We start from the raw sequence: 21,279 nt of genomic DNA on the forward strand, positions 1-21,279 counted from the left end.
CAAATCATGGACAGGGTCAAATTCATCAAATGTGGTTGATGTAACTGTTCTCGTCCCATGGTGGTTGCGGCGCACCGCTCGTAGCATCGGGCGGGTGCGCCGCCTCCAGTCGCCGCGGCCCGCCAGCACCACGCGGCCCCGCCTGCTCGTCGCCCTGACCGCCGTCGCCGTCCTCACCGCCACCACCGCCGCCTCGTGCGGTGACGACGAGCCGTCTGTCGCGCTCGCCTCAGCCGCCCGCAATCCCGTCAGTGAGGTGCTCGACGCGCCGGCGACGGTGACCGCCCGTGCTGCCGCCACCCTGACCGCTCCCGCCGACGGCACCCTGGCGAGCCTGCGTGTCCACCCTGGACAGGCCGTGAAGCGCGGCCAGGTGCTCGCCGTGGTCGACTCACCCTCCGCCCAGCAGCGTCTCCGTCAGGCGAAGGAGGCGCTGACCGCCGCGAAGCGCGCCGGCCGAGGCATCGGAACGGGCAGCCTGACCAGCAGCCGGCGCGGCACCGACAAGGCCGCCGACGAGGCATTCGATGCCGCCCGGAAGGCCGCCGAGAAGATCGCCGACCCGCAGCTCCGGGACGCTTTGCTGACCCAGGTGACGTCCGCGCAGCGGCAGTACGCCGCCGCCGCGCGCAGCGCAGACCAGGCCGTCCGCGCGGTGCAGCGGGGGATCAACGGGCTGAGCTCCGCCGTCGGCGCGCTCTCCGCGGCGCAACGGCTACAGGCCCAGCAGGCGTACGACCTGGCGAAGGCGACCGTCGACGCGCTGACCCTGCGCGCCCCGATCGCCGGGGTGGTGCAGCCGGGTGGCACCCGGGCCGGCGGCGGCTCGACCGGTGGCCTCGCCGGGCTGCTGGAGCAGGCCGGTGGCGCCCAGGCGGCCGGCATCGACCCGTCCGTGCTGGCCCCCAGCCAGGGCGGGCCGCCCGCCGGGGTGGACGACGCGGTCGCGGTCGGTGGCCAGGTCACCGCGGGCACGCCGGTGCTGACCGTGGTGGACACCGGGCAGTTGGGGCTGCTCGCCGAGGTCGACGAGACCGACGTGCTGCTGGTCAAGGCCGGCGTGACCGCCACGGTCGAGCTGGATGCCGTCACCGGTGCCAGCTACGACGCCACGGTCCGCTCGGTGGACGTGCTGCCCACCAGCTCTGCCCAGGGCGGGGTCACCTACCGGGTACGCCTCGCACTGGGCGTCGGGAAGCTGGCCGAGGACGAGCCGGCCCCGAGCCCCCGGCCAGGCATGAACGCGATCGTGCACCTGCGCGTACGCGAGGCCGCCGACGCGGTGACCGTCCCCGCCTCGGCGGTGTTCTCCGCCGACGGGCGGGACGCGGTCTGGGTGGTCCGTGACGGCAAGGCCGGCCGGGCGGCCGTCACCGTAGGCGTCCAGGGGTCGGATCTGGTGCAGATCCTCAACGGTGTCCAACCCGGCGACCGGATCGTGGTGCGCGGCACCGACCAGGTGCGCGACGGCCAGGAGGTGCGGTGACCGGCACCCCACCAGCGATCGAGGCGGTGGACGTGTCCAGGACGTACCAACTGGACGGGGTGTCCGTCGAGGCGTTGCGTGGGGTGTCGCTGGTCGTGCAACCGGGGGACTACGTTGCCCTGGTCGGCCCGTCCGGCTCGGGCAAGTCCACCCTCATGCACCTCCTCGGTGGGCTGGACCGTCCCACCGGTGGCCGGTTGGTGATCGGCGGGCGGGACGTCAGCACCCTTGCCCCGCCGGAGATGGCCACCCTGCGCAACGAGACGATCGGCTTCGTCTTCCAGGCGTTCCACCTGCTGCCGCGTACCTCGGCGGTGGAGAACGTGGCCCTGCCGCTGGTCTACCGGGGCGTGTCGGCCCGACAGCGTCGGGAGCGGGCGGCGGCGATGCTGGGCCGGGTCGGCCTCGGGCATCGGCTGGACCACCGACCCAACCAGATGTCCGGCGGTGAGCAGCAGCGGGTCGCCATTGCCCGCGCGCTGGTCACCGAGCCGACGGTGCTGCTGGCCGACGAACCCACCGGCAACCTGGACAGCGTCACCGGCACGGCGGTGCTGGAGCTGTTGGAGCAGTTGAACGCGGAGTCGGGGGTGGCGCTGGTGATGGTCACCCACGACCAGGAGGTGGCGGCCCGGGCCCAGCGTCGGATCACGATGCGCGACGGTGTGGTCGTGGCGGACAGCGACGAGCCTCATGATCGACCGCTGTCCGTTGATCACGGTCGACCTGCGACACTGGTCCCCGCTCCCAGCGCGGAGCCCCGGTCCGCGTCCGGAAGCGGCCCGGGGCACCCGTCCGGTGGCTCCGGCGGCGCCGCCGGAGCCACCGGACGCCTTCCGCGAGAGGCCGACCAGGGCAAACCCGTACCCGAGCCCGACCCGGGTACGCCCGAGGCCGAGCGGCCCGGAGGTGCGGCGTGAGGGTCGCCGAGGCGTGGCGGGTGGCGCTGGACGCCCTACGGGCCAACCGGTTGCGCAGTGCGCTGACCATGCTCGGGGTGATCATCGGGGTGGCCTCGGTGGTCCTGCTGGTGGCCATCGGCACCGGCACCAAACAGAAGGTCGAGCAACAGGTCGAGGGCCTCGGCTCCAACCTGCTGCTGGTCGTCCCCGGCCGGATCGAGGTGGGCAACGCGCCGGTTGTCTCGCCGCTGACCCTCAAGGACGTGGACGCCGTCTCCCGGGTCGTCGGCGATCCCGACCGGGTGGCGGTCACCGTCGCCTCCGGCGCGACCGCCCGGGCCGGCGCCCGCTCCGACTTCACCACCGTGCAGGGAGTGCTGGAGACCACCCCGGCGGTGTTCACGCGGTCGCTGGCCCGGGGCCGCTACCTCACCGCCACCGACGTGGACACCAGCCGGCGGGTCGCGGTGCTCGGCGACTCGGTGGCCCGCGCGCTCTTCCCCGACCGGGACCCGCTCGGCCAGCAGGTGGCGCTGGCCGGCGTGCGGTTCCGGGTGATCGGCGTCTTCACGCCACTCGGGCAGAGCCTCGGCGTCGACCGGGACGACGAGGTACACATACCGGTGACCGCCGCCCAGCGGCTCTGGGGCACCCAGCGGGTGGACGGCATCGCGGTGAAGGCACCGGACCGGGAGCGGATCGACGAGCTCGGCCAGCGAATCGTCGCCGAGCTGAACCGCCGCCATCCCGACACCGAGTTCAGCGCGGTCACCCAGCAGCAGATCCTTGGCGTACTCGGAGACATCCTCGGCGTCTTGACCGGCGTGCTGGCTGCCATCGCCGGTATCTCGTTGCTCGTCGGTGGGGTCGGTGTCTCCAACATCATGCTGGTCAGTGTCCGAGAGCGGACCCGGGAGATCGGGCTGCGCAAGGCAGTCGGCGCGCGCCCCCGCGACATCGGGGTGCAGTTCCTGCTGGAGGCGGTGCTGCTCACCACGATCGGTGGGCTGACCGGGATGGCGCTGGGCGTGGGAACCGCCCTGCTGGTGGACGCGCTGTCGCCGATCCCGGCCGCGATCACCTGGTGGTCGTTGGCGCTCGCCTTCGGCGTATCGGCGGTGGTGGGAATCGTCTTCGGGGTCGTCCCCGCGCAGCGCGCCGGCCGGCTCGACCCGGTGGTCGCGCTGCGCGCCGAGTGAGCAGCGTCGGAGCAACCGGACGGCGGGAGCACGCGGGCGAATATCGGGAGCGCGGACCGGGTGAACCAGCGATCGAAACATGATCAGTTGTACGAAGGGATCGCGCCGGTCACAGCCGCCCCGCTACCGTACTGGTAACACGCGCGTCGCCGGCCCGGCCCGGAGCATCCGTCGGGTTGGCACGCGCCGGGCATGGGATGGGTCGGTGAGCCATGGCCGGGTCGCAGTCCGACGGGCGGCTGTCGGAGGTCAAGTTCCTGACCGTCGCGGAGGTGGCGACGGTCATGCGGGTGTCGAAGATGACGGTCTATCGCCTCGTGCACAGCGGTGAGCTCACCGCCGTCCGGGTCGGCCGGTCATTCCGGGTGCCTGAGCATGCGGTGCACGAATATCTCCGCGGTGCTTTTCAGGAGACTGCCTGAGCCACCGCACCGCCCCCCGGGTGCCCCCTAACCGGTACCGACGGGGGCGCGTTGGTCCGGCTGACGCTCTCCGGCTACCCTGGAGCCCGACCGAGACCCCACCGGTGCGCCCCGCCGCCCAGACTGGTCCGGTCCGTTGTCCGCAAGCGGTCGCCGTCGCCACCTGCGTGGTGTCATCCGGTCCGCCCCGCACGTTGTATCGAAAGGCTGTCGTATGGGCTCGGTGGTCAAGAAGCGCCGTAAGCGCATGGCTAAGAAGAAGCACCGCAAGCTGCTGCGCAAGACCCGCGTCCAGCGTCGCCGTCTCGGCAAGTGATCGCCGCCGGGCTCATGGCCCGGCGTTCGGCATCACTTGCCAAACTGTCGACCTCCGGAGGCTCAGGTGATCAGGCCGTGGTCGTCCCGGCTCGATCCTCCCTGCCGGGGTAGGTGCGTCAGATGACCCCCGGTGGCACCTCAGGTGCTCCGGGGGTCGTCGTCGTCACCGGGGTGGGCCGCTATCTGGGCGCCCACGTGGCGGCCCGGCTGGCCGCCGACCCGCGGATCGAACGGGTCATCGGGGTGGACGCGCCGGACTCCGGCGCCGAGTTCACCGACCTGCTGGACCGGGTCGAACGGATCCGCGTCGACACCGGTTCGCTCGGTGGCCTCCTCGCCGACCTGGACGTCGACGCGGTGGTGCACCTCGCTCTGGTCAGCGCCCCCGACCAGCAGCACGGTGGCCGGTCGGCCATGAAGGACCAGAACGTCATCGGCACCATGCAGATGCTCGCCGCCTGCCAACGGGCGCCCCGGCTGCGCAAGCTTGTGGTCCGCTCGTCGACCGCCGCCTACGGGGTGTCGTTCCGGGATCCGGCGGTCTTCACCGAGGAGACCGAACCCCGCGAGGTGCCACGCGGCGGTTTCGGCCGCGACATCCTCGACATCGAGGGGTACGTCCGTGGCTTCCGGCGCCGCCGATCCGACGTCACCGCGACGGTGCTGCGCTTCGCCCCGTTCATCGGCTCGACCGCCGACACCACGTTGACCCGCTATTTCGCGCAGCCGTTCGTGCCAACCGTCTTCGGCCGTGATCCCCGTCTGCAGTTCCTGCACTTCGACGACGCGTTGGAGGTGCTGCACCGGTCGATCGTGGAGGACCACCCCGGCACCTACAACGTCGCCGGCCCGGGGGTGCTGTCACTGTCCCAGGCGATCCGGCGGGCCGGCCGGGTGGCCGTGCCGGTGCTGGAGCCGGGTCTCTCCGGTGCCGCCGCGCTGGCCCGGAGCATGGGCTTCGGCGGCTACGGCCTGGACCAGGTCGACCTCTTCGTGCACGGCCGGGTGGTCGACACCACCCGCCTTGAGCAGGAGTTCGGCTTCACGCCCCGCTCCACCGCCGCAGCGTTCGAGGACTTCATCCGCGCCCACCACGGTGGGGTGGTCGTCACCCGGGATCAGTTGGCCGCCGCCGAGCAACTCGTCCTGGACGGCATTAGGCAGGTCCGCTCCGCAGTGCGGGAGGTGTCGCCGTGAGCGCGAGGAGTGAGCCGGGTTTGCGAGCCCCGCAGTCGCGAACAGAGGTGTCGCCGTGAGCGCGCAGGGGGAGGGGCTCGACCCGCAGGGGGTCGGCCGTTTCGACGTACCGCAGCAGTCTCCCGCCCCGGACGCGGAGCCGGCGCGGCGCAACGGACACCGACCGGCGGCTCAGGTCACGCCGACCCCGACCCCGACCCCGGCCGACGAGGTCGACACCGCGGCCACCGACGAGCCTGTCAGCGCACACGTGGGCGACCCAGTCACCGGCGGGGAGTCGGGTGGCACCGAGCCGGCGGTGCCGGACCAACCGGGCGACCATTGGGACCGTAAGGTCGCGAACGGCCTGGCGTTCCTGCGCCGGCGGCTGTCCGGCGACTACGAGGTCGACGAGTTCGGCTTCGACTCGGAGTTGACCGACGCGGTCTTCCATCCCCTGCTGCGGCTGCTCTACCGGGACTGGTTCCGCACCGAGGTCAGTGGGGTGGAGCACCTGCCCGTCGATGGGCCCGCCCTGGTGGTCGGCAACCACTCGGGGACGGTGGCGCTGGACGCGTTGATCCTCTCGGCGGCGCTGCACGACAAGCACCCCGCCCACCGCTACCTGCGGCTGCTCGGCGCCGACCTGGTCTTCCGGATGCCGGTGGTCTCCGAGATCGCCCGCAAGACCGGCGGCACGGTGGCCTGCAACCCGGACGCCGAGCGGCTGCTCGGCGGTGGCGACCTGGTCGGTGTGTTCCCCGAGGGCTTCAAGGGCATCGGCAAGCTCTACGCCGACCGGTACAAGCTGCAACGGTTCGGGCGGGGCGGATTCGTCTCGGCGGCGCTGCGCACCGGCACCCCGATCGTGCCGGTCGCCATCGTCGGCGGCGAGGAGATCTACCCGATGCTCGCCGACATCAAGCCCCTGGCGCGGCTGCTCAAGCTGCCATACTTCCCGGTCACGCCGACCTTCCCGTGGCTCGGGCCGCTGGGCATGGTGCCGCTGCCCAGCAAGTGGCTGATCGAGTTCTGCCCACCGATCCCCACCGCCCATCTGACCGACTCAGCGGACGACCCGCTGGTGGTCTTCAACCTGGCCGACCAGGTGCGGGAGACCGTCCAGCAGACCCTGCACAGGCTGCTGGAGCGGCGGCCGGACCCGTTCGGCCCCTGAGTCAGCCGGCGCGGCGGCGGCGCTGCAACGCCAGGCCGGCGGTGACCGCGCCGGCGACCAGCCCGGCTGCCGCCGTCGACGGTACGGCGATCCTGACCGCCCGACGGCCGGTGCGGAAGTCCCGCACCTCCCAGCCGTGCTGGCGGGCCTGTCGCAGCAGGGTGCCGTCCGGGTTGACGGCCACCGCCCTGCCCACGATGGAGAGCAGCGGCAGGTCGTTGGCCGAGTCGCTGTAGGCAGCGCAGCGGGTCAGGTCGAGCCCTTCCACCGCGGCGAGCTGGGTGACCGCCTCGGCCTTCGCCGGCCCGTGCATCAGGTCGCCCACCAACCGCCCGGTGTACGCCCCGTCCACCACCTCGGCGACCGTGCCGATGGCACCGGTGAGGCCGAGCCGGGCGGCGATCACCCGGCCGATCTCCACCGGGGCGGCGCTGACCAGCCAGACCCGCTGGCCGGCGTCCAGGTGACGTTGGGCGAGCTGGTGGGTGCCGGCCCAGATCCGGGGAGCCATCATCTCGTCGAAGATCTCCTCCGCGAGGCGCTCCACGTCGTTGACCCGCCAGCCCTCGACGAAGGCCAGCGCGGCCTCCTTGGCCAGGGACATGTCACCGGCGTGCTCCCGGGCCAGCAAGCGGAACCGGAGCTGTTGCCAGGCGAATCGGGCCAGGTCGGCTGTCGTGAAGTAGTTCCGGGAGGCGAGCCCACGGGCGAACCAGTAGATCGAGGCGCCCTGCATCATCGTGTTGTCCACGTCGAAGAACGCCGCGGCGGTCGGGTCGGGTGCGGTAACCGGGGCCAGGTCGGTCTCGGCCCAGCCCGCGGTGTGCCCCTCGGCGTCGGTGCTGACCGTCACCTTATGGCTGCTACGCGCCACGCGACCCCCTTCCTCACCGGTACGACGAATGCCTTCAGCGAGGGTAGCCGCCGGACGCGGTCGACCGGCCGGGCACACAACGAACTGTGGCGCGGCCGGTCGGACATGCGGTATAGGAGCGCGGGGTCAGCGAGCCCCGGGGCAGGCGCTCGGGTCGGGGCCGAGGGCGTCGCTGGCGGTCGGTGCCGGTAGGCCGCAGGCGATCGCCGCGCGCAGCGCGTCCGAGCGCTCCCGGATGCTGTCCAGCAACAGCAGTGACCGCCGGGTCCGTTCCCGGTCGGCGCGGGTGCTCCCGTCGAGCAGACCGGTCACCGCCCGGTGTTGCCCCGAGACGAAGATGTTGAGCGTGTCCAGGCTGCCCGCCTCGGCCCGCTGGGCCGCGGCGGTCGTCAGCAGGCGAACACCCTGCCGGGTGTCGGCGTCCATGTCGTCGAGGACCGCGCTGTAGCCGATCCGGTCACCGCGCAGCTTGGCGGCCTCGCCGAGTCTGGTCCGGGCGAAGTCCAGGAAGAGCTGGCCGCGGCTGATGTCCGAGCTGGCCAGGGCGAGTTGAGCCCGTTCGGTCGAACGCTTCATGCCGTACAGCGCGTCGCCGGGCACCGCGTCCTCGCTTGCGGCGGAGATGCCGGAGACGGCGATGGCACCGGCGGCGATGCCGACCAGGATCGCGCCCCGGGCTCGGGCCCGCCGTGCGGTGGCCGCCGGCAGCAGCCGCCCGCGGGCGGTCGCGGCGGGACGCGTGGCGGCCGGTTCGCTGGCCGCCGGTGTGGTGCCCACCCCTTCCCGTTCGGCGGTCGCGAGCAGCATCGCCCGCAGGCCGGTACGGAAGTCGGGGGCCACCTCGACCGCCGGGGGGTCGACGCTGAGCCGCTGGCCCACTGCGACGAGCGGCGCGAGCTGCCCGTCCACCCGGGATCGCACGTGGTGTCGCCGAGCGCCGTTGGCCTCGTCGAGAAGCTGCGCGAAGCGCTCGGCGCGCCGGCGGGAGAAGAGGGTGTTGTCCACCGCAGGCACCTCCTCTCGCTGGTCACGGCCGGTCGGCCGCCGTCCTTGCCAGCGACCGGGCGGCAGTGTGACACCACGGAGGTGAGGTGCCGCCGGCGTGCCGGTCGGACCTCGGTGACCCGGGTCTGCCGGGACAACCACCGGTCGCACCCGGAGAAACGTCGCGGACCGGGCACGGGTTACGGGCCCGGCGGGGCGGAAATCACAGAAAGTGATCGTCGTCACCAGGCGGGACCGACTGTGAGCTGCACGGACGTTGATCGACGTCCATCGGTCCCGCCGGAAGAAACTACGGCTGGAAGCCGTCGGGCAGGAGTCGGGCCAGTGCGCGGACGGCCCGGTACTGGAGGGCCTTGATGGCACCCTCGTTCTTGCCCATGGCACGAGCCGTCTCGGCGACCGAGAAACCCTGGAGGAAGCGGAGCACGATGCACTCCTGCTGCTCCGGATTGAGCTGCTTCACGGCGGTGAGCAGCGCGACGTTGGTGATGTGCTCCACCACCGCCGCCTCCGGGCTGCCCTCCGGGCCCCGGTCCTCCCGGTCGGCGTCGAGCACGTCGCCGGTGGTGACCTCCAGCCGGTACCGACCCGACTTGAAGTGGTCGGCGACCAGGTTGCGGGCGATCGTCACCAGCCAGGCGCCGAGGTCGCGGCCCTGCCAGGTGAAGCTGCCGATCCGCTTGAGCGCGCGCAGGAAGGTGTCCGAGGTGAGGTCCTCGGCGAGCTGGCGGTTGCCGACCCGGAAGTAGACGAACCGGAACACGGTGTCCACGTACCGGTCGTAGATCAGACCGAACGCCTCGGACTCACCGGCCTGGGCCCGCTCGATCAGCGTCCAGACCTCCGTGGCCGGGTCGGACGGGTCCGGACGGCTCGGGAAACCGGTCGGGGTGATGGCGGTGCTGGCCGGCACTGCCGGAATCACCGCTGTTTCACCCGCCGCCGGGTCGGTGGTCACCGCCGGTGTGTCGGTGACCCGACGACTCTGTGCTGGCATGGTCGGTCGAGCCGGTACGGCGACCCGGCCGCCGGCCGGCTTCGCGTTCCCGCCGGGCACCGCGGGCCGCGGCGGCGGCTCGTTGTGGTGTGGCCGGCTGCGGATTCGCTGCGCCGCGCCGTCGCCCCGCACGGCGTTGCCGTGCGGTTCGTCCAGCGGGGCGCGGGCAGCCGGCCGTTCGTTGACGTGGGCACGGGCCGCCTGACCGGTCAGGCCGACCGGACGTTCCGCGTAACCGAAGGTGGTCACCGAGTTGCCCCCGTCCCGTTGGTTGCCCGGCGGGCCGGTCTGTGCGTCGTCGGGGCGGACCGACCGGGCTTCCGGTCGGGCAGGACGGTTGCGGGGGTTGCCGACGGGCGGCAATTCCCCTTGAGGTGCTGGTCCAATGCGCTCACAGGCACGGGGGCCTCCTCGGGCTGAGGGGTGTCGACTCACGGCAAATGGGGTGAGCCGACCCGAGTGATGATAGGGCCAACGTCACCCGCGCGTGGCAAGTCCGTTACACAAGGCGGAAGTATTTCCCGCTCCGTCGCACCAATGGCGGACCGGTTGTCCGTCGTGTGCGATTGACTTTCCGCCGGCCCGGTGATCCAGGATGGAGCCCCTGGTCGGAGGCGCATTGCCCGTTCGGCCGACCCGCCATGCCGGGTGGCCGCGCGGACGCCGCCGAGCCGTCTGTGAACGGCGTTACCCGTCCCATCGGCAGGACCTGAACGGATGGCCGGTGCCACCCTGGACAGTCCCGTTGACGGGACTTTTGCGACGCCGCCGTCCGGGCGCGGGCCCGACCGTCGGGCGTGGCCTGTCGCCGCCCGCTGTGCCAGACTCGATCACCGTGCAGGACGTCTCGGAAAACCCCGCGCCGAACCTCGCCGACCGGGTCCGCCGGGCGGCCCTCGACCGCGCAGACCGGCCCGCGCTGCACTGGCGCGACCAGACGCTCAGCTGGTCCGAACTGGACGCCGCGGTGGATGCCGCCGCGCGGGGCCTGTCCGTCGCCGCGCCGCCCACCGACCCCGGCGGTACGCCGCCACGCGTCGCGATCGCACTGCCCAACACCCCCGACTTCGTGATCGCCTGGCTCGGCGCTCTGCGCGCCGGGCTGGTCGCCGTACCGGTCAACCCCGGCTTCACCGCCCCGGAGTTGCGGCACGTGCTGGCCGACTCCGGCGCGTCGGTGCTGATCGGCACCGATCGGGTCCGGGGCCTGGTCGCCGAGGTGGCCGCCGAGTTGCCCGTGCTCACCGCCGTGCACGGCACGCCGCCGACCGCCGAGGCACCCGGACCGCCACCCCGCTCACAGCGAGGCGGAGCCGACCTGGCTGTACTGCTCTACACCTCCGGCACCGAGGGGCGACCCAAGGGGGCGATGCTCTCCCACCAGGCGCTGCTCGCCAACCACGAGCAGGTCGAGGAGATCGAGCCACCGGTGGTCGGGCCGGCGGACACTGTTCTTCTCGCGTTGCCGCTGTTCCACGCGTACGGGCTCAACTCGGGGCTCGGCGCGGTCGTCCACCATGGCGCGACCGGCGTGCTGCTCGACGAGCTGGGCCCGACGGCGGGGCTGGACGAGATCGCCCGGCACCGGGTCAGCGTGCTGGTCGGCGTACCGTCGATGTTCCTGGCCTGGTCCGGCGCGGCCACGGCCCGCGCGGCGACCGCGTCGGTGCGGGTGGCGGTGTGCGGCGCGGCACCGCTGGAGCCCGCGGTCGCGGCGCGCTTCACGGAGGTCACCGGCCATCAGGCGCACATCGGGTACGGCCTCACCGAGACCGCGCCGGTGCTCACCTCCACCCTGGTCGGCGGCGTGGCCAAGGCCGGTTCGATCGGCCGGCCACTGCCCGGTGTGCGGCTACGCCTGCTCGGCGCCGACGGGGTGGACCTGTGGCGAGACGGGCTGGCCGTTCCCGACGACGACCCGGATGAGCTGGACATCTCCGACGTGGCACCGGGCACCGACCCGGGGCAGATCGTCGTGCGCGGCCCCAACCTCTTCTCCGGTTACTGGCCCGACGGTCGGGGCGGCCCGGACGCGGAGGGCTGGTGGGGCACCGGCGACATCGCGTACGCCGACGAGGACGGCGATCTCTTCCTGGTCGACCGGCTCGGCGAGCTGATCCTGGTCAACGGGTTCAACGTCTATCCGCACGAGGTCGAGGTGGTGCTCACCGGGCACCCCGGGGTGGCCGAGTCGGCGGTACTGGGTGTGCCGCACCCGCGGACCGGCGAGACTGTGCGGGCGTACGTGGTGCCGGCGCAAGGGCCACCGGTGACCAGCGAGGAGCTGCTCGCCCACTGCGCGCGGAACCTGGCCCGGTTCAAGTGCCCGACCGCCGTCGAGTTCGTCGACGCCCTGCCGCACTCGGCGATCGGCAAGGTACGCAAGACCCTGCTCCGGTCGGCGACGCCGACCGACGTCGACACCCGCACGGAGGTAACCGATGGCCACTGACGCCCGGCTCGCCCTGATCACCCGGCCCGGCTGCCACCTGTGCGACGACGCCAAGGCGGCGCTCGACCGGGTGGTGGCGGTCACCGGCGACAAGTGGGTCGAGTGGGACGTCACCGGCGACGACGGGCTGGAGCGCGAGTACGGCGACCGGCTGCCGGTGGTGATGCTCGACGGCAAGGAGCACGGCTACTGGCGGGTCGAGGAGGACCGGCTGCTGCGGGACCTGACCACGCCACAGCTCTGAGCGGTGCCTATGGTGCTCTGATGACCCCTGCGCACCCCCACCTCGTGTGGGACTGGAACGGCACCCTGCTCAACGACCTCAGCCTGGTGGTGTCCGCCACCAACGTCGTGTTCGCGAGCCTGGGTGGGCCGACGGTCACCCCCGATGAGCATCGGGTGCGGTTCCGCAGGCCGATCGCCGAGTACTACGCCGAGGTGCTCGGGCAGGCCGTGGACGACGACGAGTTCGGCCGACTGGACCGGATCTTCCACGACGCGTACCGCACCGGGTTGACCACCTGCGAGCTGGCCGCCGACGCGCGCACCGCGATGGCCGCCTGGCCGGGCAGCCAGAGCCTGCTCTCCATGTGGTTCCACGAGGAGCTGGTGCCCACCGTGCACACGTACGGATTGACCGGCCACTTCACCCGGGTCGACGGGCTGCGGGCCACGGTCGGCGGTGGCCGCAAGGCCGAGTCGCTCCAGGTGCACCTGGCCGAGCTGGGCGTGGACGGCGCCTCGGTGGTGCTGATCGGCGACTCCATCGACGACGCGGACGCGGCGCTGGCGGTGGGCGGCCGTACGGTGCTCTACACCGGCGGGTTCACCGACCCGGCCCGACTGCGTGCCTCCGGTCACCCGGTGGCCGACACCCTCACCGGCGCGGTCGCCCTGGCCCGGGGGGTCAGTTCCGCAGATAGGTGAGGACGGCCAGCACCCGCCGGTGCTGCTCGGTGTCCGGCGGCAGGGTGAGCTTGGTGAAGATGTTGCGCACGTGCTTCTCCACCGCGCCGTCGCTGACCACGAGGGTGCGGGCGATGGCGATGTTCGAGCGCCCCTCGGCCATCAGGGCCAGCACCTCGCGCTCGCGGGGGGTCAGCTCGCTCAGCGGGTCGTCCCGGCGCCGCCGCGCGAAGAGCTGGCCGACGACCTCCGGGTCGAGCACCGTGCCGCCGGCCGCCACCCGGCGCAACGCGTCCAGGAACTCGTCGATCGCGGCCACCCGGTCCTTGAGCAGGTAGCCGATTCCGCCGCCGGCGCCGCCGGTGGTGGCGAGCAGATCATCGGCGTACGAGACCTCGACGTACTGGGAGAGCACCAGGATCGGGGTACGCGGCACCAGCCGCCGCGCCTCCACCGCCGCCCGCAGCCCCTCGTCGGTGTGCGACGGCGGCATCCGGACGTCGACGATCGACACGTCCGGCCGGTGCTCCACCACCGCCTCGACCAGAGCGTCGCCGTCCCCGACGGCGGCCACCACCTGGTGCCCGCTCTCGGTCAGGAGCCGCACCAGCCCCTCCCGGAGCAGGACGGCGTCGTCGGCGATCACTATGCGCATGGCTGTGTTGTCTACCATGCCCGGCCCGTCGCGAGGGCCCGACGGCTCACAGCGGAAGCTCTGCGCGGATCTCGGTGGGGCCGCCGGCCGGGCTGACCACCGCCAGTTCACCGCCGGCGGCCCGCACCCGGTCGGCGATGCCGGCCAGCCCGTGCCCCTTGGCCAGGTGCGCGCCGCCCTGTCCGTCGTCGCCTACCCGCACCTGGAGCTGGGTGCCCTGCCGGGCAACGGCCACCATGGCCTCGGTGGCCCGGCTGTGCTTGGCGACGTTGGTCAGCGCCTCGGACACCACGAAGTACGCGGTGTTCTCCACCGCCGGGTCGAGCCGCCCGCCCGGGGTGCCGAGCTGCGGGTCCACCTGAAGCTCGATCGGGATCAGCCCGCGTGCGGCGATCGCGGCCAGGGCGCTGGGCAGGCCCCGGTCGACCAGGATCGGCGGGGCGATGCCCCGGGACAGCGCCCGTAGCTCGGCAAGCGTGTCCCGGGTCTGGGTGACCGCCTCGTCGATGGTCTTGCCGGCCGCCTCCGGGTCGGAGGAGAGCTGCATCCGGGCCCGGCTGAGGTCCATCGCGAGGCGGACCAGGCGCTGCTGGGGGCCGTCGTGGATGTCGCGTTCCAACCGGCGGAGCGCGGACGCCTCGGCGGACACGGCGGCTCGTTTCTGCTCTTCCAGCACGGTGATCCGGTCGCGCATCTCGGCCACTCCGGTCAGCATGGCCTTGGCGAAGCTGCCCTGGAGCAGCGCGCAGCCCCGAACCACGATCGGCAGCGTGATCAGGAAGAACACCCCGAGCGCGGTGTACAGACCGATCCGGGCGGTGGTCGAGTCACCCAGGCCGAGCAGCTGCGCCAGGTCGCTGTCACCCTCGCCGTCGGCTCGGGGCAGTGCCCAGTCGTAGGCCCAGTAGAGCGAGCCGGTGATCGCGGCGGCCCACCAGGACACGGCGACCACGAAGGTGCCCACCGCCACGATGAGCCGCAGGATCCCGTGCGCCAGATCGAGCCAGGACTGCGCGTCCCGCATCGGTACGAAGATCCGCCGCCAGGCGTTCGCTCCCGCCTCGGGCAGCCGGTAGTGCGGCCGGATGCGGGGCTGCCGGAGCACGGCGGGCAGTCGCAGCCGCTCGATGTCGGCCAGCCCACGGGCGGCGTACAGGGTGCCGCTGAGGATCGGTAGGCCGATCACCGTGACCACCAGGCCGATGCCGACCGCGAGGCCGACGACGAGGACGATGAAGCTGGCCACCGCCAGGGGCAGGCCGAGCAGCACGTACCCGGAGTCGACGAAGAGTTGGCGGGGGATGCTCGGTGCCAGCGTCGGTTGGTCGCTGGTGGCGGCAACGGTGGTCATGCGCAAAGGCTAGGCATCCGGGCTTCCCATCCCCATCCCGAAGCCCCGCCTCTCCCTCGTAGTGCTGCCCCTACCACTTCCGGGACGGTCCGCGGGAGGCCCGGCGCGGGATTGGTCAGAGAAGTCGGGATTGAGTAATAATCGCCCGGGCGGTGCGGGTGGAAACCCGTCGGATCGATCTTGCGGAATGGAGGTGCTGGTGAGGTTGCGTGACGCAGCGACAAGATCGCGATTTGTGCACGTCTTCACAAGCGCCTACTCTGTGACTCCGACGCGCCCTGCTAGCACAGCCGGCAACCTCGGTCGCCAGCGGGAGTCCATAAGCGGCCGACCAGCGGAGTTGGCCGAGGATCGCACCGCACGGAGTCTCATGAGTCAGCACCGTCACCCAGGCGCGCCCGGCAGTGCCGGTGCCGTACCGGCACTCCCGGATCTGCCCGAGGCGACCGTCGCTCGGCTCCCGGAATACCTGCGTGCGCTGCACAACCTTGCCGACGCCGGGCACGAGACGATCTCCAGCGAGGGTCTCTCCGCCGCCGTCGGGGTCAACTCCGCCAAGCTCCGCAAGGACCTCTCCCACCTCGGCTCGTACGGCACCCGGGGCGTCGGCTACGACGTCGCGCTGCTGATCGAGCAGATCGAGTATGTGCTCGGGCTCACTCAACGTCGGGCGGTCGCCCTGGTCGGCGTGGGTAATCTCGGTCACGCTCTGGCCGGCTACGACGGCTTCGCCGGCCGGGGCTTCCGGATCGCCGCACTGCTCGACGCCGATCCCTCCCGGGTGGGTGAAGAGATCAACGGCCTGGTTGTGCGGCATGTCGACGAGCTTCCAGCGGTCGCAGAGGCCGAGTCCATCGCGATCGGCGTGATCGCGACCCCGGCCGCAGCGGCCCAGCGGGTCGCCGATCTGCTGGTCGCGGTCGGCGTGACGAGCATCCTCAACTTCGCGCCGTGCGTACTCTCGGTTCCGGAGGGGGTCGACGTGCGCAAGGTCGACCTCGCCATCGAGCTGCAGATTCTGTCCTTCCACGAGCACCGCAAGGCGTCGCTGACCGCGCTGCCCGCCACCGGCGGGTCCGCTCTCACCGCCCTGCCGGGCGGGTTCGCGGCCACCGACACCCAGGAGGCGATCGGCACGTGAAACTGCTCGTCGTCGGCGCGTCCTACCGGACCGCCCCGGTCGCCACGCTGGAGCAGCTGGCCGTGCCCCCCGCCGACCTCACCCGCACCCTGGGCCGCCTGGTCGCCCAGCCGTACGTGACCGAGGCTGTCATCGTCTCCACCTGCAACCGGGTGGAGGTCTACGCCGCCGTGTCCGGTTTCCACGGCGGGCTCGGCGACGTCTGCGCCGTACTGGCCGAGCAGGCCGGCAGCTCGCCGGCGGCTCTCGCCAGCAACCTGTACGTGCACTACGACACCGCCGCCGTGGACCACGTCTTCCGGGTCGCCACCGGTCTGGACTCGATGGTGGTCGGCGAGGCGCAGATCCTCGGCCAACTGCGTGACGCTTACCACTGGGCCACCGGCGCCGACTCGGCCGGCCGCCTCCTGCACGAGCTGATGCAGCAGGCGCTGCGGGTCGGTAAGCGGGCCCACGCCGAGACCGGCATCGACCGGGCCGGCCAGAGCGTCGTCACCGCCGCGCTGGAGCTGGCCGCCGGGCACCTCGACGGCGACCTCGTCGGCCACCCGGCCCTGGTGGTCGGTGCCGGCGCGATGGGCTCGCTCGGGGTGGCCACGCTGTCCCGGTTGGGCGCCGGGCCACTCACCGTCAGCAACCGGGGCGCCGACCGCGCCGTCCGGCTCGCTGAGTCGTACGGGGCCAGTGCCGCGCCGATGACCGAGCTGGCCGACACCCTTTCCACAGTGGACATCGTAGTGGCCGCCACCGCGTCCACCGAACCAGTCCTCACCCGAGCGGTGGTCACCACGGCGCTGGCCGGACGGGACCTGGCCCGAGGCCCGCTGGTCCTTCTCGACCTGGCTGTTCCGCGCGACGTCGAGGAGGGCGTCGCCGAGCTGCCCGGCGTCGAGGTGATCGACATCGACCGGATGGCGGCGCTGCTCGCCGACGGTCCGGCGGCTGCGGACGCCGCCGCCGTCGAACGGATCGTGCTGGGCGAGGTGGAGAGCTTCCTCACCTGGTTGCGCGGCGCCGACGTGGCACCCACCGTGGCCGCGCTGCGCGGCCGGGCCGACGACGTGGTCACCGCCGAGCTGCGCCGACTGGCTCAGCGTCGCCCCGACCTCGGCGACGACCTGCGGGCCGAGGTGGCCCGCACGGTGCACCGGGTCGTGCAGCGGCTGCTGCACCAGCCCACCGTCAAGGTCCGCCAGTTGGCCGCGGAGCCCGGCGGCGACCAGTACGCGGCTCTGCTGCGCGAGCTGTTCGACCTCCAGGTGCCGCAGACCTCGCCGGTGGACACCGTCCCGGACGTTCTGACCCCCGACCTCGGCGCGGCGCTCGGCGGTATCGACCCGCTGTTCGGCGCCGACGCCACCGACCCGACCCCGCCCACCGGAGGTGCGCGATGACCGCCCCCCTGCGCCTCGGCACCCGGGGCAGCGCCCTGGCGATGGCCCAGTCCGGCCAGGTCGCCGAGGCGTTGACCGCCGCCACCGGCCGCCCGGTCGAGCTGGTCGAGGTGGTCACGGCCGGCGACCGCTCCAGTGCACCGGTGCACCGGCTCGGCGTCGGGGTGTTCGTCTCCGCGCTGCGCGACGCGCTGACCGCCCGGACGATCGACTTCGCGGTGCACTCCTACAAGGACCTGCCCACGGCTGAGGCCGGCGGGCTGCACATCGCGGCCGTGCCGGCCCGGCAGGACCCGCGCGACGCGCTGGTCGCCCGCGGCGGCCGGACGCTCGCCGAGCTGCCGCCCGGGGCGACCGTGGGCACCGGCGCGCTGCGCCGTATCGCCCAGCTGCACGCGCTCGGCCTCCAACTGGAGGTCACCCCGATCCGCGGCAACGTGGACAGCCGTCTGGCGCGGGTGCTCGGCCCCGAGGCCGACCTCGACGCCGTCGTCCTGGCCCGGGCCGGGCTGGCCCGGCTCGGTCGGGTCGACGTGATCACCGAGACGTTGGATCCGATGCTGATGCTGCCCGCGCCCGCACAGGGCGCGCTGGCCGTGGAGTGCCGGGTCGACGACCAGGACCTGGTCGAGCTGCTCGCGGTGCTCGACCACGCACCGTCGCACGCCGCGGTCACCGCGGAGCGCGCGTTGCTGGCAACCCTGGAGGCCGGGTGCAGCGCACCCGTCGCCGCCTACGCCATCATCGCCGAAGGCGAGCCGACCGGCTCGAACGCCACTGGCGTTGGCGGCGATGAGATCTACCTGCGCGGGGCGGTGATCAGCCCGGACGGCACTCGTGACCTCCGGCTGTCCCGCACCGGAACGCCCGCCGACGCGGCGGAGATCGGTAAGGCACTCGCCGCCGAACTCCTCGACCTCGGCGCCGACTCGATCCTCGGCCACGAAGGACACACCGGCCCGGGGACCCAGCAATTTGGGAGCACAGAATGACCCGCACCCGTAAGCCCGTCGGCCGTATCGCGTTCGTCGGCGCTGGCCCCGGTGACCCCGGCCTGCTGACCCGTCGGGCGCACGACGCCCTGGTCGACGCCGACCAGGTGATCTACGACCGGGGAGTCCCGGAGTCGTTGCTCGCCGTCGTTCGCGCCGAAGCCAGGGACGATGCCGAGTTCACCCCGGCCGAAGGCGCGCCGGGGGACGTGGCGAAGGTGCTGATCTCCGCGGCCCGGTCCGGGTTGAACGCGGTGCACCTGGTCGCCGGCGACCCGTTCGGCCACGACTCGGTGGTCAAGGAGGTGCAGGCGGTGGCCCGCACCGCCGCCCACTTCGAGGTGGTGCCCGGCGTCGGCCAGGCCGAGGGTGTGGCCACCTACGCGGGGGTCCCGCTGCCGGGTGTGCGTACGGCTGCCGACGTCGAGGACGTCAGCGTGCTGGACTTCGAGGCGCTGGCCGCGGCCGTCGGCCGGGGTTCGCTCGCGCTCGCCGTGGACGCCGGTGACCTCGCCGCGGTCCGGGACGGGCTGCTCGCCGCCGGGGTCGACGGCACCACCGGCGTCGGTGTGACCGGCGACGGCACGGGCGAGACCCAGTACACGACCACGTCGACCGTGGACAGCTTCGTGGCCGCCGCGCTCGGCTTCACCGGCCGGGTGGTGCTCACCGTCGGTGTCGGGGTGGGTCAGCGCGACAAGCTGAGCTGGTGGGAGAACCGCCCGCTGTACGGCTGGAAGGTGCTCGTACCTCGTACCAAGGAGCAGGCTGGCGCGATGAGCGCCCGGCTGCGCGCGTACGGGGCGATCCCGTGCGAGGTGCCGACCATCGCGGTCGAGCCGCCGCGCACGCCGGCGCAGATGGAGCGGGCGGTCAAGGGCCTGGTCGACGGCCGGTACGCCTGGGTGATCTTCACGTCGGTGAACGCGGTCCGCGCGGTCTGGGAGAAGTTCGCCGAGCACGGTCTGGACGCCCGGCACTTCGGTGGGGTCAAGATCGCCTGCATCGGTGAGGCGACCGCGGACGCGGTCCGCGCGTTCGGCATCCAGCCGGAGCTGATCCCCGCCGGGGAGCAGTCCTCCGAGGGGCTGCTGGCCGAGTTCTCCCCGCACGACGAGATCCTCGACCCGGTGGGCCGGGTGCTGCTGCCGCGCGCCGACATCGCCACCGAGACGCTCGCCGCCGGGCTCACCGAGCGCGGCTGGGAGGTCGACGACGTGACCGCGTACCGGACGGTGCGGGCAGCGCCGCCGCCCGCCGAGATCCGGGACGCGATCAAGTCCGGCGGGTTCGACGCGGTGCTCTTCACCTCGTCCTCCACCGTGCGCAACCTGGTCGGCATCGCCGGGAAGCCACACGCCCGGACCGTTGTTGCCGTCATCGGGCCCAAGACGGCGGAGACCGCGACGGAGTTCGGCCTGCGGGTCGACGTCCAGCCGCCGCACGCCTCGGTGCCCGACCTGGTGGAGGCGCTCGCCGCCTATGCCGTCGAGCTGCGCGAGAAGCTGGCCGCCATGCCGGCCAAGCAGCGCCGCGGCTCGAAGGTGCAGGGGCCGACCGCCCTGCGTTTCCGGTAGTCGTTCGAGGAGGGCCTCCCATGTCGTACCCCGAGATCCGGCCCCGCCGGCTGCGCCGCACCCCGGCGATCCGCCGGCTGGTGTCCGAGACCCGGGTCGACCCGGCCGAGTTGATCGTGCCGATGTTCGTCAAGGAGGGGCTGACCGAGCCCCGGGCCATCGCGTCGCTCCCGGGGGTGCTCCAGCACTCCCGGGACTCGCTGCGCAAGGCGGCGGCCGAGGCGGTCCGGGCCGGTGTCGGCGGGATCATGCTCTTCGGCGTGCCGGAACGACGGGACCCGACCGGCTCCGGCGGCATCGACCCGAACGGCATCCTCAACGTCGCCATCCGCGACGTGGTGGCCGAGGTGGGTGACGCCACGGTGGTGATGAGCGACCTGTGCCTGGACGAGTTCACCTCGCACGGGCACTGCGGGCTGCTCACCGCAGACGGCGAGGTCGACAACGACTCCACCCTGGCCGCGTACGCCGAGATGGCGGTGGCCCAGGCCGCCGCCGGGGTCGGCATGGTCGGGCCGTCCGGGATGATGGACGGCCAGGTGGGCGTGGTACGCCGGGCGCTCGACGCCGCCGGGTACCAGGACGTGGCCGTGCTGGCGTACGCCGCGAAGTACGCCTCCGCCTTCTACGGCCCGTTCCGCGACGCCGTGGAGTCGGCGCTGGAGGGCGACCGGCGCACCTACCAGCAGGACCCGGCCAACCTGCGCGAGTCGCTGCGCGAGGTGGCGCTCGACGTCGCCGAGGGCGCCGACCTGGTGATGGTCAAGCCGGCGCTGCCCTACCTCGACGTGGTGGCGGCGGTGCGGGCCGCGGTGGACGTCCCGGTCGCTGCCTACCAGGTCTCCGGCGAGTACGCGATGGTCGAGGCGGCCGCTGCGAACGGCTGGATCGACCGGGAGCGGGTGATGTTGGAGACGCTCACCTCGATCAAGCGGGCCGGCGCGCAGATCATCCTCACCTACTGGGCCGTCGAGGCCGCCGGGCTGCTCCGCCAGCGCTACTGACGGTCATCGCCGGCCGTCGCGCCTGGTCTCGTTTGTCCGTAGCCTGCGCTTCCTGAGCCGTTCCCTGCGCGCTCCTCGGCCATGCCCGGGGTCTCTACGCTGTGTGCCTCAAGGGAGGCAGTCGGGTGCCCTTTCCCCCCTTTGCTCTGCTTCAACGGACGCAACACTCAGAGCCCTGAACTGTTGCGTCCGTTGAAGCAGAGCAAAGGGGGCGTGGGACACCCTTGGCCTCCGACCCCGCCAGTTATCCA

At 72.6% G+C, this 21,279-nt stretch carries 20 protein-coding genes; 15 read left to right on the forward strand and 5 right to left on the reverse strand.

Annotation, left to right across the window (positions count from 1 at the left end; translation table 11 throughout):
- Positions 1 to 85 precede the first annotated feature (85 nt).
- From ABZT18_RS13305 to ABZT18_RS13335, 7 genes are all read left to right on the forward strand, one after another.
- Positions 86 to 1,486, forward strand: coding sequence for an efflux RND transporter periplasmic adaptor subunit (locus ABZT18_RS13305; RefSeq protein ID WP_354994680.1), 1,401 nt, complete (start codon positions 86 to 88; stop codon positions 1,484 to 1,486).
- Complete coding sequence (locus ABZT18_RS13310) at positions 1,483 to 2,406, forward strand: ABC transporter ATP-binding protein (protein WP_355251412.1); 924 nt, start codon at positions 1,483 to 1,485, stop codon at positions 2,404 to 2,406. Before ABZT18_RS13305 ends, ABZT18_RS13310 begins: the two co-directional genes overlap by 4 nt.
- Complete coding sequence (locus tag ABZT18_RS13315) at positions 2,403 to 3,587, forward strand: ABC transporter permease (RefSeq protein ID WP_354996817.1); 1,185 nt, start codon at positions 2,403 to 2,405, stop codon at positions 3,585 to 3,587. The genes ABZT18_RS13310 and ABZT18_RS13315 overlap by 4 nt, the downstream gene beginning before the upstream one ends.
- Positions 3,588 to 3,799: 212 nt before the next feature.
- On the forward strand, positions 3,800 to 4,009 hold the full coding sequence (locus ABZT18_RS13320; RefSeq protein ID WP_007465625.1) for a helix-turn-helix domain-containing protein: 210 nt from the start codon (positions 3,800 to 3,802) through the stop codon (positions 4,007 to 4,009).
- Between the two features lie 214 nt (positions 4,010 to 4,223).
- On the forward strand, positions 4,224 to 4,325 hold the full coding sequence (locus ABZT18_RS13325) for an AURKAIP1/COX24 domain-containing protein (protein WP_007465623.1): 102 nt from the start codon (positions 4,224 to 4,226) through the stop codon (positions 4,323 to 4,325).
- Between the two features lie 122 nt (positions 4,326 to 4,447).
- Complete coding sequence (locus ABZT18_RS13330; RefSeq protein ID WP_354996816.1) at positions 4,448 to 5,524, forward strand: NAD-dependent epimerase/dehydratase family protein; 1,077 nt, start codon at positions 4,448 to 4,450, stop codon at positions 5,522 to 5,524.
- Positions 5,525 to 5,822: 298 nt separating this feature from the next.
- Entirely contained in the window at positions 5,823 to 6,680 is an 858-nt protein-coding gene (locus ABZT18_RS13335) for a lysophospholipid acyltransferase family protein (protein WP_354996823.1), read from the forward strand.
- A gap of 1 nt (position 6,681) precedes the next feature.
- Here the strand turns inward: ABZT18_RS13335 and ABZT18_RS13340 are convergent, their stop codons facing one another.
- The 3 genes from ABZT18_RS13340 to ABZT18_RS13350 form a co-directional block, all read right to left on the reverse strand.
- Complete coding sequence (locus ABZT18_RS13340) at positions 6,682 to 7,554, reverse strand: HAD-IB family hydrolase (RefSeq protein WP_354996815.1); 873 nt, start codon at positions 7,552 to 7,554, stop codon at positions 6,682 to 6,684.
- A gap of 126 nt (positions 7,555 to 7,680) precedes the next feature.
- Positions 7,681 to 8,559: a DUF5667 domain-containing protein gene (locus tag ABZT18_RS13345; protein ID WP_354996814.1), complete on the reverse strand. Its 879-nt coding sequence runs from the start codon at positions 8,557 to 8,559 to the stop codon at positions 7,681 to 7,683.
- Positions 8,560 to 8,848: 289 nt separating this feature from the next.
- The gene (locus ABZT18_RS13350; RefSeq protein ID WP_354996813.1) at positions 8,849 to 9,805 is read right to left on the reverse strand and encodes an ECF subfamily RNA polymerase sigma factor, BldN family; all 957 of its coding nucleotides are present in this window, start codon (positions 9,803 to 9,805) and stop codon (positions 8,849 to 8,851) included.
- A 586-nt stretch (positions 9,806 to 10,391) separates the two neighbouring features.
- Here ABZT18_RS13350 and ABZT18_RS13355 point away from each other — a divergent pair.
- Genes ABZT18_RS13355 through ABZT18_RS13365 form a run of 3 tightly spaced genes read left to right on the forward strand, consistent with a single transcriptional unit; the run spans position 10,392 to position 12,935 of the window.
- The gene (locus ABZT18_RS13355) at positions 10,392 to 12,008 is read left to right on the forward strand and encodes an AMP-binding protein (RefSeq protein ID WP_354996812.1); all 1,617 of its coding nucleotides are present in this window, start codon (positions 10,392 to 10,394) and stop codon (positions 12,006 to 12,008) included.
- Complete coding sequence (locus ABZT18_RS13360) at positions 11,998 to 12,252, forward strand: glutaredoxin family protein (RefSeq protein ID WP_088987465.1); 255 nt, start codon at positions 11,998 to 12,000, stop codon at positions 12,250 to 12,252. Before ABZT18_RS13355 ends, ABZT18_RS13360 begins: the two co-directional genes overlap by 11 nt.
- A 20-nt stretch (positions 12,253 to 12,272) precedes the next feature.
- The gene (locus tag ABZT18_RS13365) at positions 12,273 to 12,935 is read left to right on the forward strand and encodes an HAD hydrolase-like protein (protein ID WP_354996811.1); all 663 of its coding nucleotides are present in this window, start codon (positions 12,273 to 12,275) and stop codon (positions 12,933 to 12,935) included.
- On the opposite strand, the gene ABZT18_RS13370 is transcribed toward ABZT18_RS13365, so the two are convergent.
- Together ABZT18_RS13370 and ABZT18_RS13375 are read right to left on the reverse strand one after the other, a co-directional pair.
- A complete protein-coding gene (locus tag ABZT18_RS13370) occupies positions 12,916 to 13,569 on the reverse strand; it encodes a response regulator transcription factor (protein ID WP_354996810.1) in 654 nt (217 codons plus the stop codon). The two genes, ABZT18_RS13365 and ABZT18_RS13370, sit on opposite strands and share 20 nt — an antisense overlap.
- A gap of 46 nt (positions 13,570 to 13,615) precedes the next feature.
- Positions 13,616 to 14,920: a sensor histidine kinase gene (locus ABZT18_RS13375; RefSeq protein WP_354996809.1), complete on the reverse strand. Its 1,305-nt coding sequence runs from the start codon at positions 14,918 to 14,920 to the stop codon at positions 13,616 to 13,618.
- A gap of 370 nt (positions 14,921 to 15,290) precedes the next feature.
- On the opposite strand from ABZT18_RS13375, the gene ABZT18_RS13380 reads away from it, so the two are divergent.
- The 5 genes from ABZT18_RS13380 to hemB are packed head-to-tail and all read left to right on the forward strand — an operon-like array spanning position 15,291 to position 21,028.
- Positions 15,291 to 16,061, forward strand: a complete 771-nt coding sequence (locus ABZT18_RS13380) for a redox-sensing transcriptional repressor Rex (protein WP_354996808.1) — start codon at positions 15,291 to 15,293, stop codon at positions 16,059 to 16,061.
- Positions 16,058 to 17,455, forward strand: a complete 1,398-nt coding sequence (locus tag ABZT18_RS13385) for a glutamyl-tRNA reductase (protein WP_355251415.1) — start codon at positions 16,058 to 16,060, stop codon at positions 17,453 to 17,455. Before ABZT18_RS13380 ends, ABZT18_RS13385 begins: the two co-directional genes overlap by 4 nt.
- Complete coding sequence (gene hemC / locus ABZT18_RS13390; RefSeq protein WP_354996806.1) at positions 17,452 to 18,447, forward strand: hydroxymethylbilane synthase; 996 nt, start codon at positions 17,452 to 17,454, stop codon at positions 18,445 to 18,447. Before ABZT18_RS13385 ends, hemC begins: the two co-directional genes overlap by 4 nt.
- On the forward strand, positions 18,444 to 20,024 hold the full coding sequence (locus ABZT18_RS13395) for a uroporphyrinogen-III synthase (protein ID WP_354996805.1): 1,581 nt from the start codon (positions 18,444 to 18,446) through the stop codon (positions 20,022 to 20,024). The genes hemC and ABZT18_RS13395 overlap by 4 nt, the downstream gene beginning before the upstream one ends.
- A gap of 20 nt (positions 20,025 to 20,044) precedes the next feature.
- A complete protein-coding gene (hemB, locus tag ABZT18_RS13400; protein ID WP_354996804.1) occupies positions 20,045 to 21,028 on the forward strand; it encodes a porphobilinogen synthase in 984 nt (327 codons plus the stop codon).
- Positions 21,029 to 21,279: the final 251 nt, after the last annotated feature.

It is taken from the genome of Micromonospora sp. NPDC005291, assembly GCF_040607415.1.
Lineage (GTDB): Bacteria > Actinomycetota > Actinomycetes > Mycobacteriales > Micromonosporaceae > Micromonospora.

Excerpts from the sequence above, each read along its gene's own strand:
- ABZT18_RS13320 (WP_007465625.1), top strand. The coding sequence starts at position 3,800 with ATGGCCGGGTCGCAGTCCGACGGGCGGCTGTCGGAGGTCAAGTTCCTG.
- hemB (WP_354996804.1), top strand. The coding sequence starts at position 20,045 with ATGTCGTACCCCGAGATCCGGCCCCGCCGGCTGCGCCGCACCCCGGCG.
- ABZT18_RS13330 (WP_354996816.1), top strand. The coding sequence starts at position 4,448 with ATGACCCCCGGTGGCACCTCAGGTGCTCCGGGGGTCGTCGTCGTCACC.
- ABZT18_RS13380 (WP_354996808.1), top strand. The coding sequence starts at position 15,291 with ATGAGTCAGCACCGTCACCCAGGCGCGCCCGGCAGTGCCGGTGCCGTA.
- ABZT18_RS13325 (WP_007465623.1), top strand. The coding sequence starts at position 4,224 with ATGGGCTCGGTGGTCAAGAAGCGCCGTAAGCGCATGGCTAAGAAGAAG.
- ABZT18_RS13360 (WP_088987465.1), top strand. The coding sequence starts at position 11,998 with ATGGCCACTGACGCCCGGCTCGCCCTGATCACCCGGCCCGGCTGCCAC.
- hemC (WP_354996806.1), top strand. The coding sequence starts at position 17,452 with ATGACCGCCCCCCTGCGCCTCGGCACCCGGGGCAGCGCCCTGGCGATG.
- ABZT18_RS13395 (WP_354996805.1), top strand. The coding sequence starts at position 18,444 with ATGACCCGCACCCGTAAGCCCGTCGGCCGTATCGCGTTCGTCGGCGCT.
- ABZT18_RS13365 (WP_354996811.1), top strand. The coding sequence starts at position 12,273 with ATGACCCCTGCGCACCCCCACCTCGTGTGGGACTGGAACGGCACCCTG.
- ABZT18_RS13375 (WP_354996809.1), bottom strand. The coding sequence starts at position 14,920 with ATGACCACCGTTGCCGCCACCAGCGACCAACCGACGCTGGCACCGAGC.
- ABZT18_RS13370 (WP_354996810.1), bottom strand. The coding sequence starts at position 13,569 with ATGCGCATAGTGATCGCCGACGACGCCGTCCTGCTCCGGGAGGGGCTG.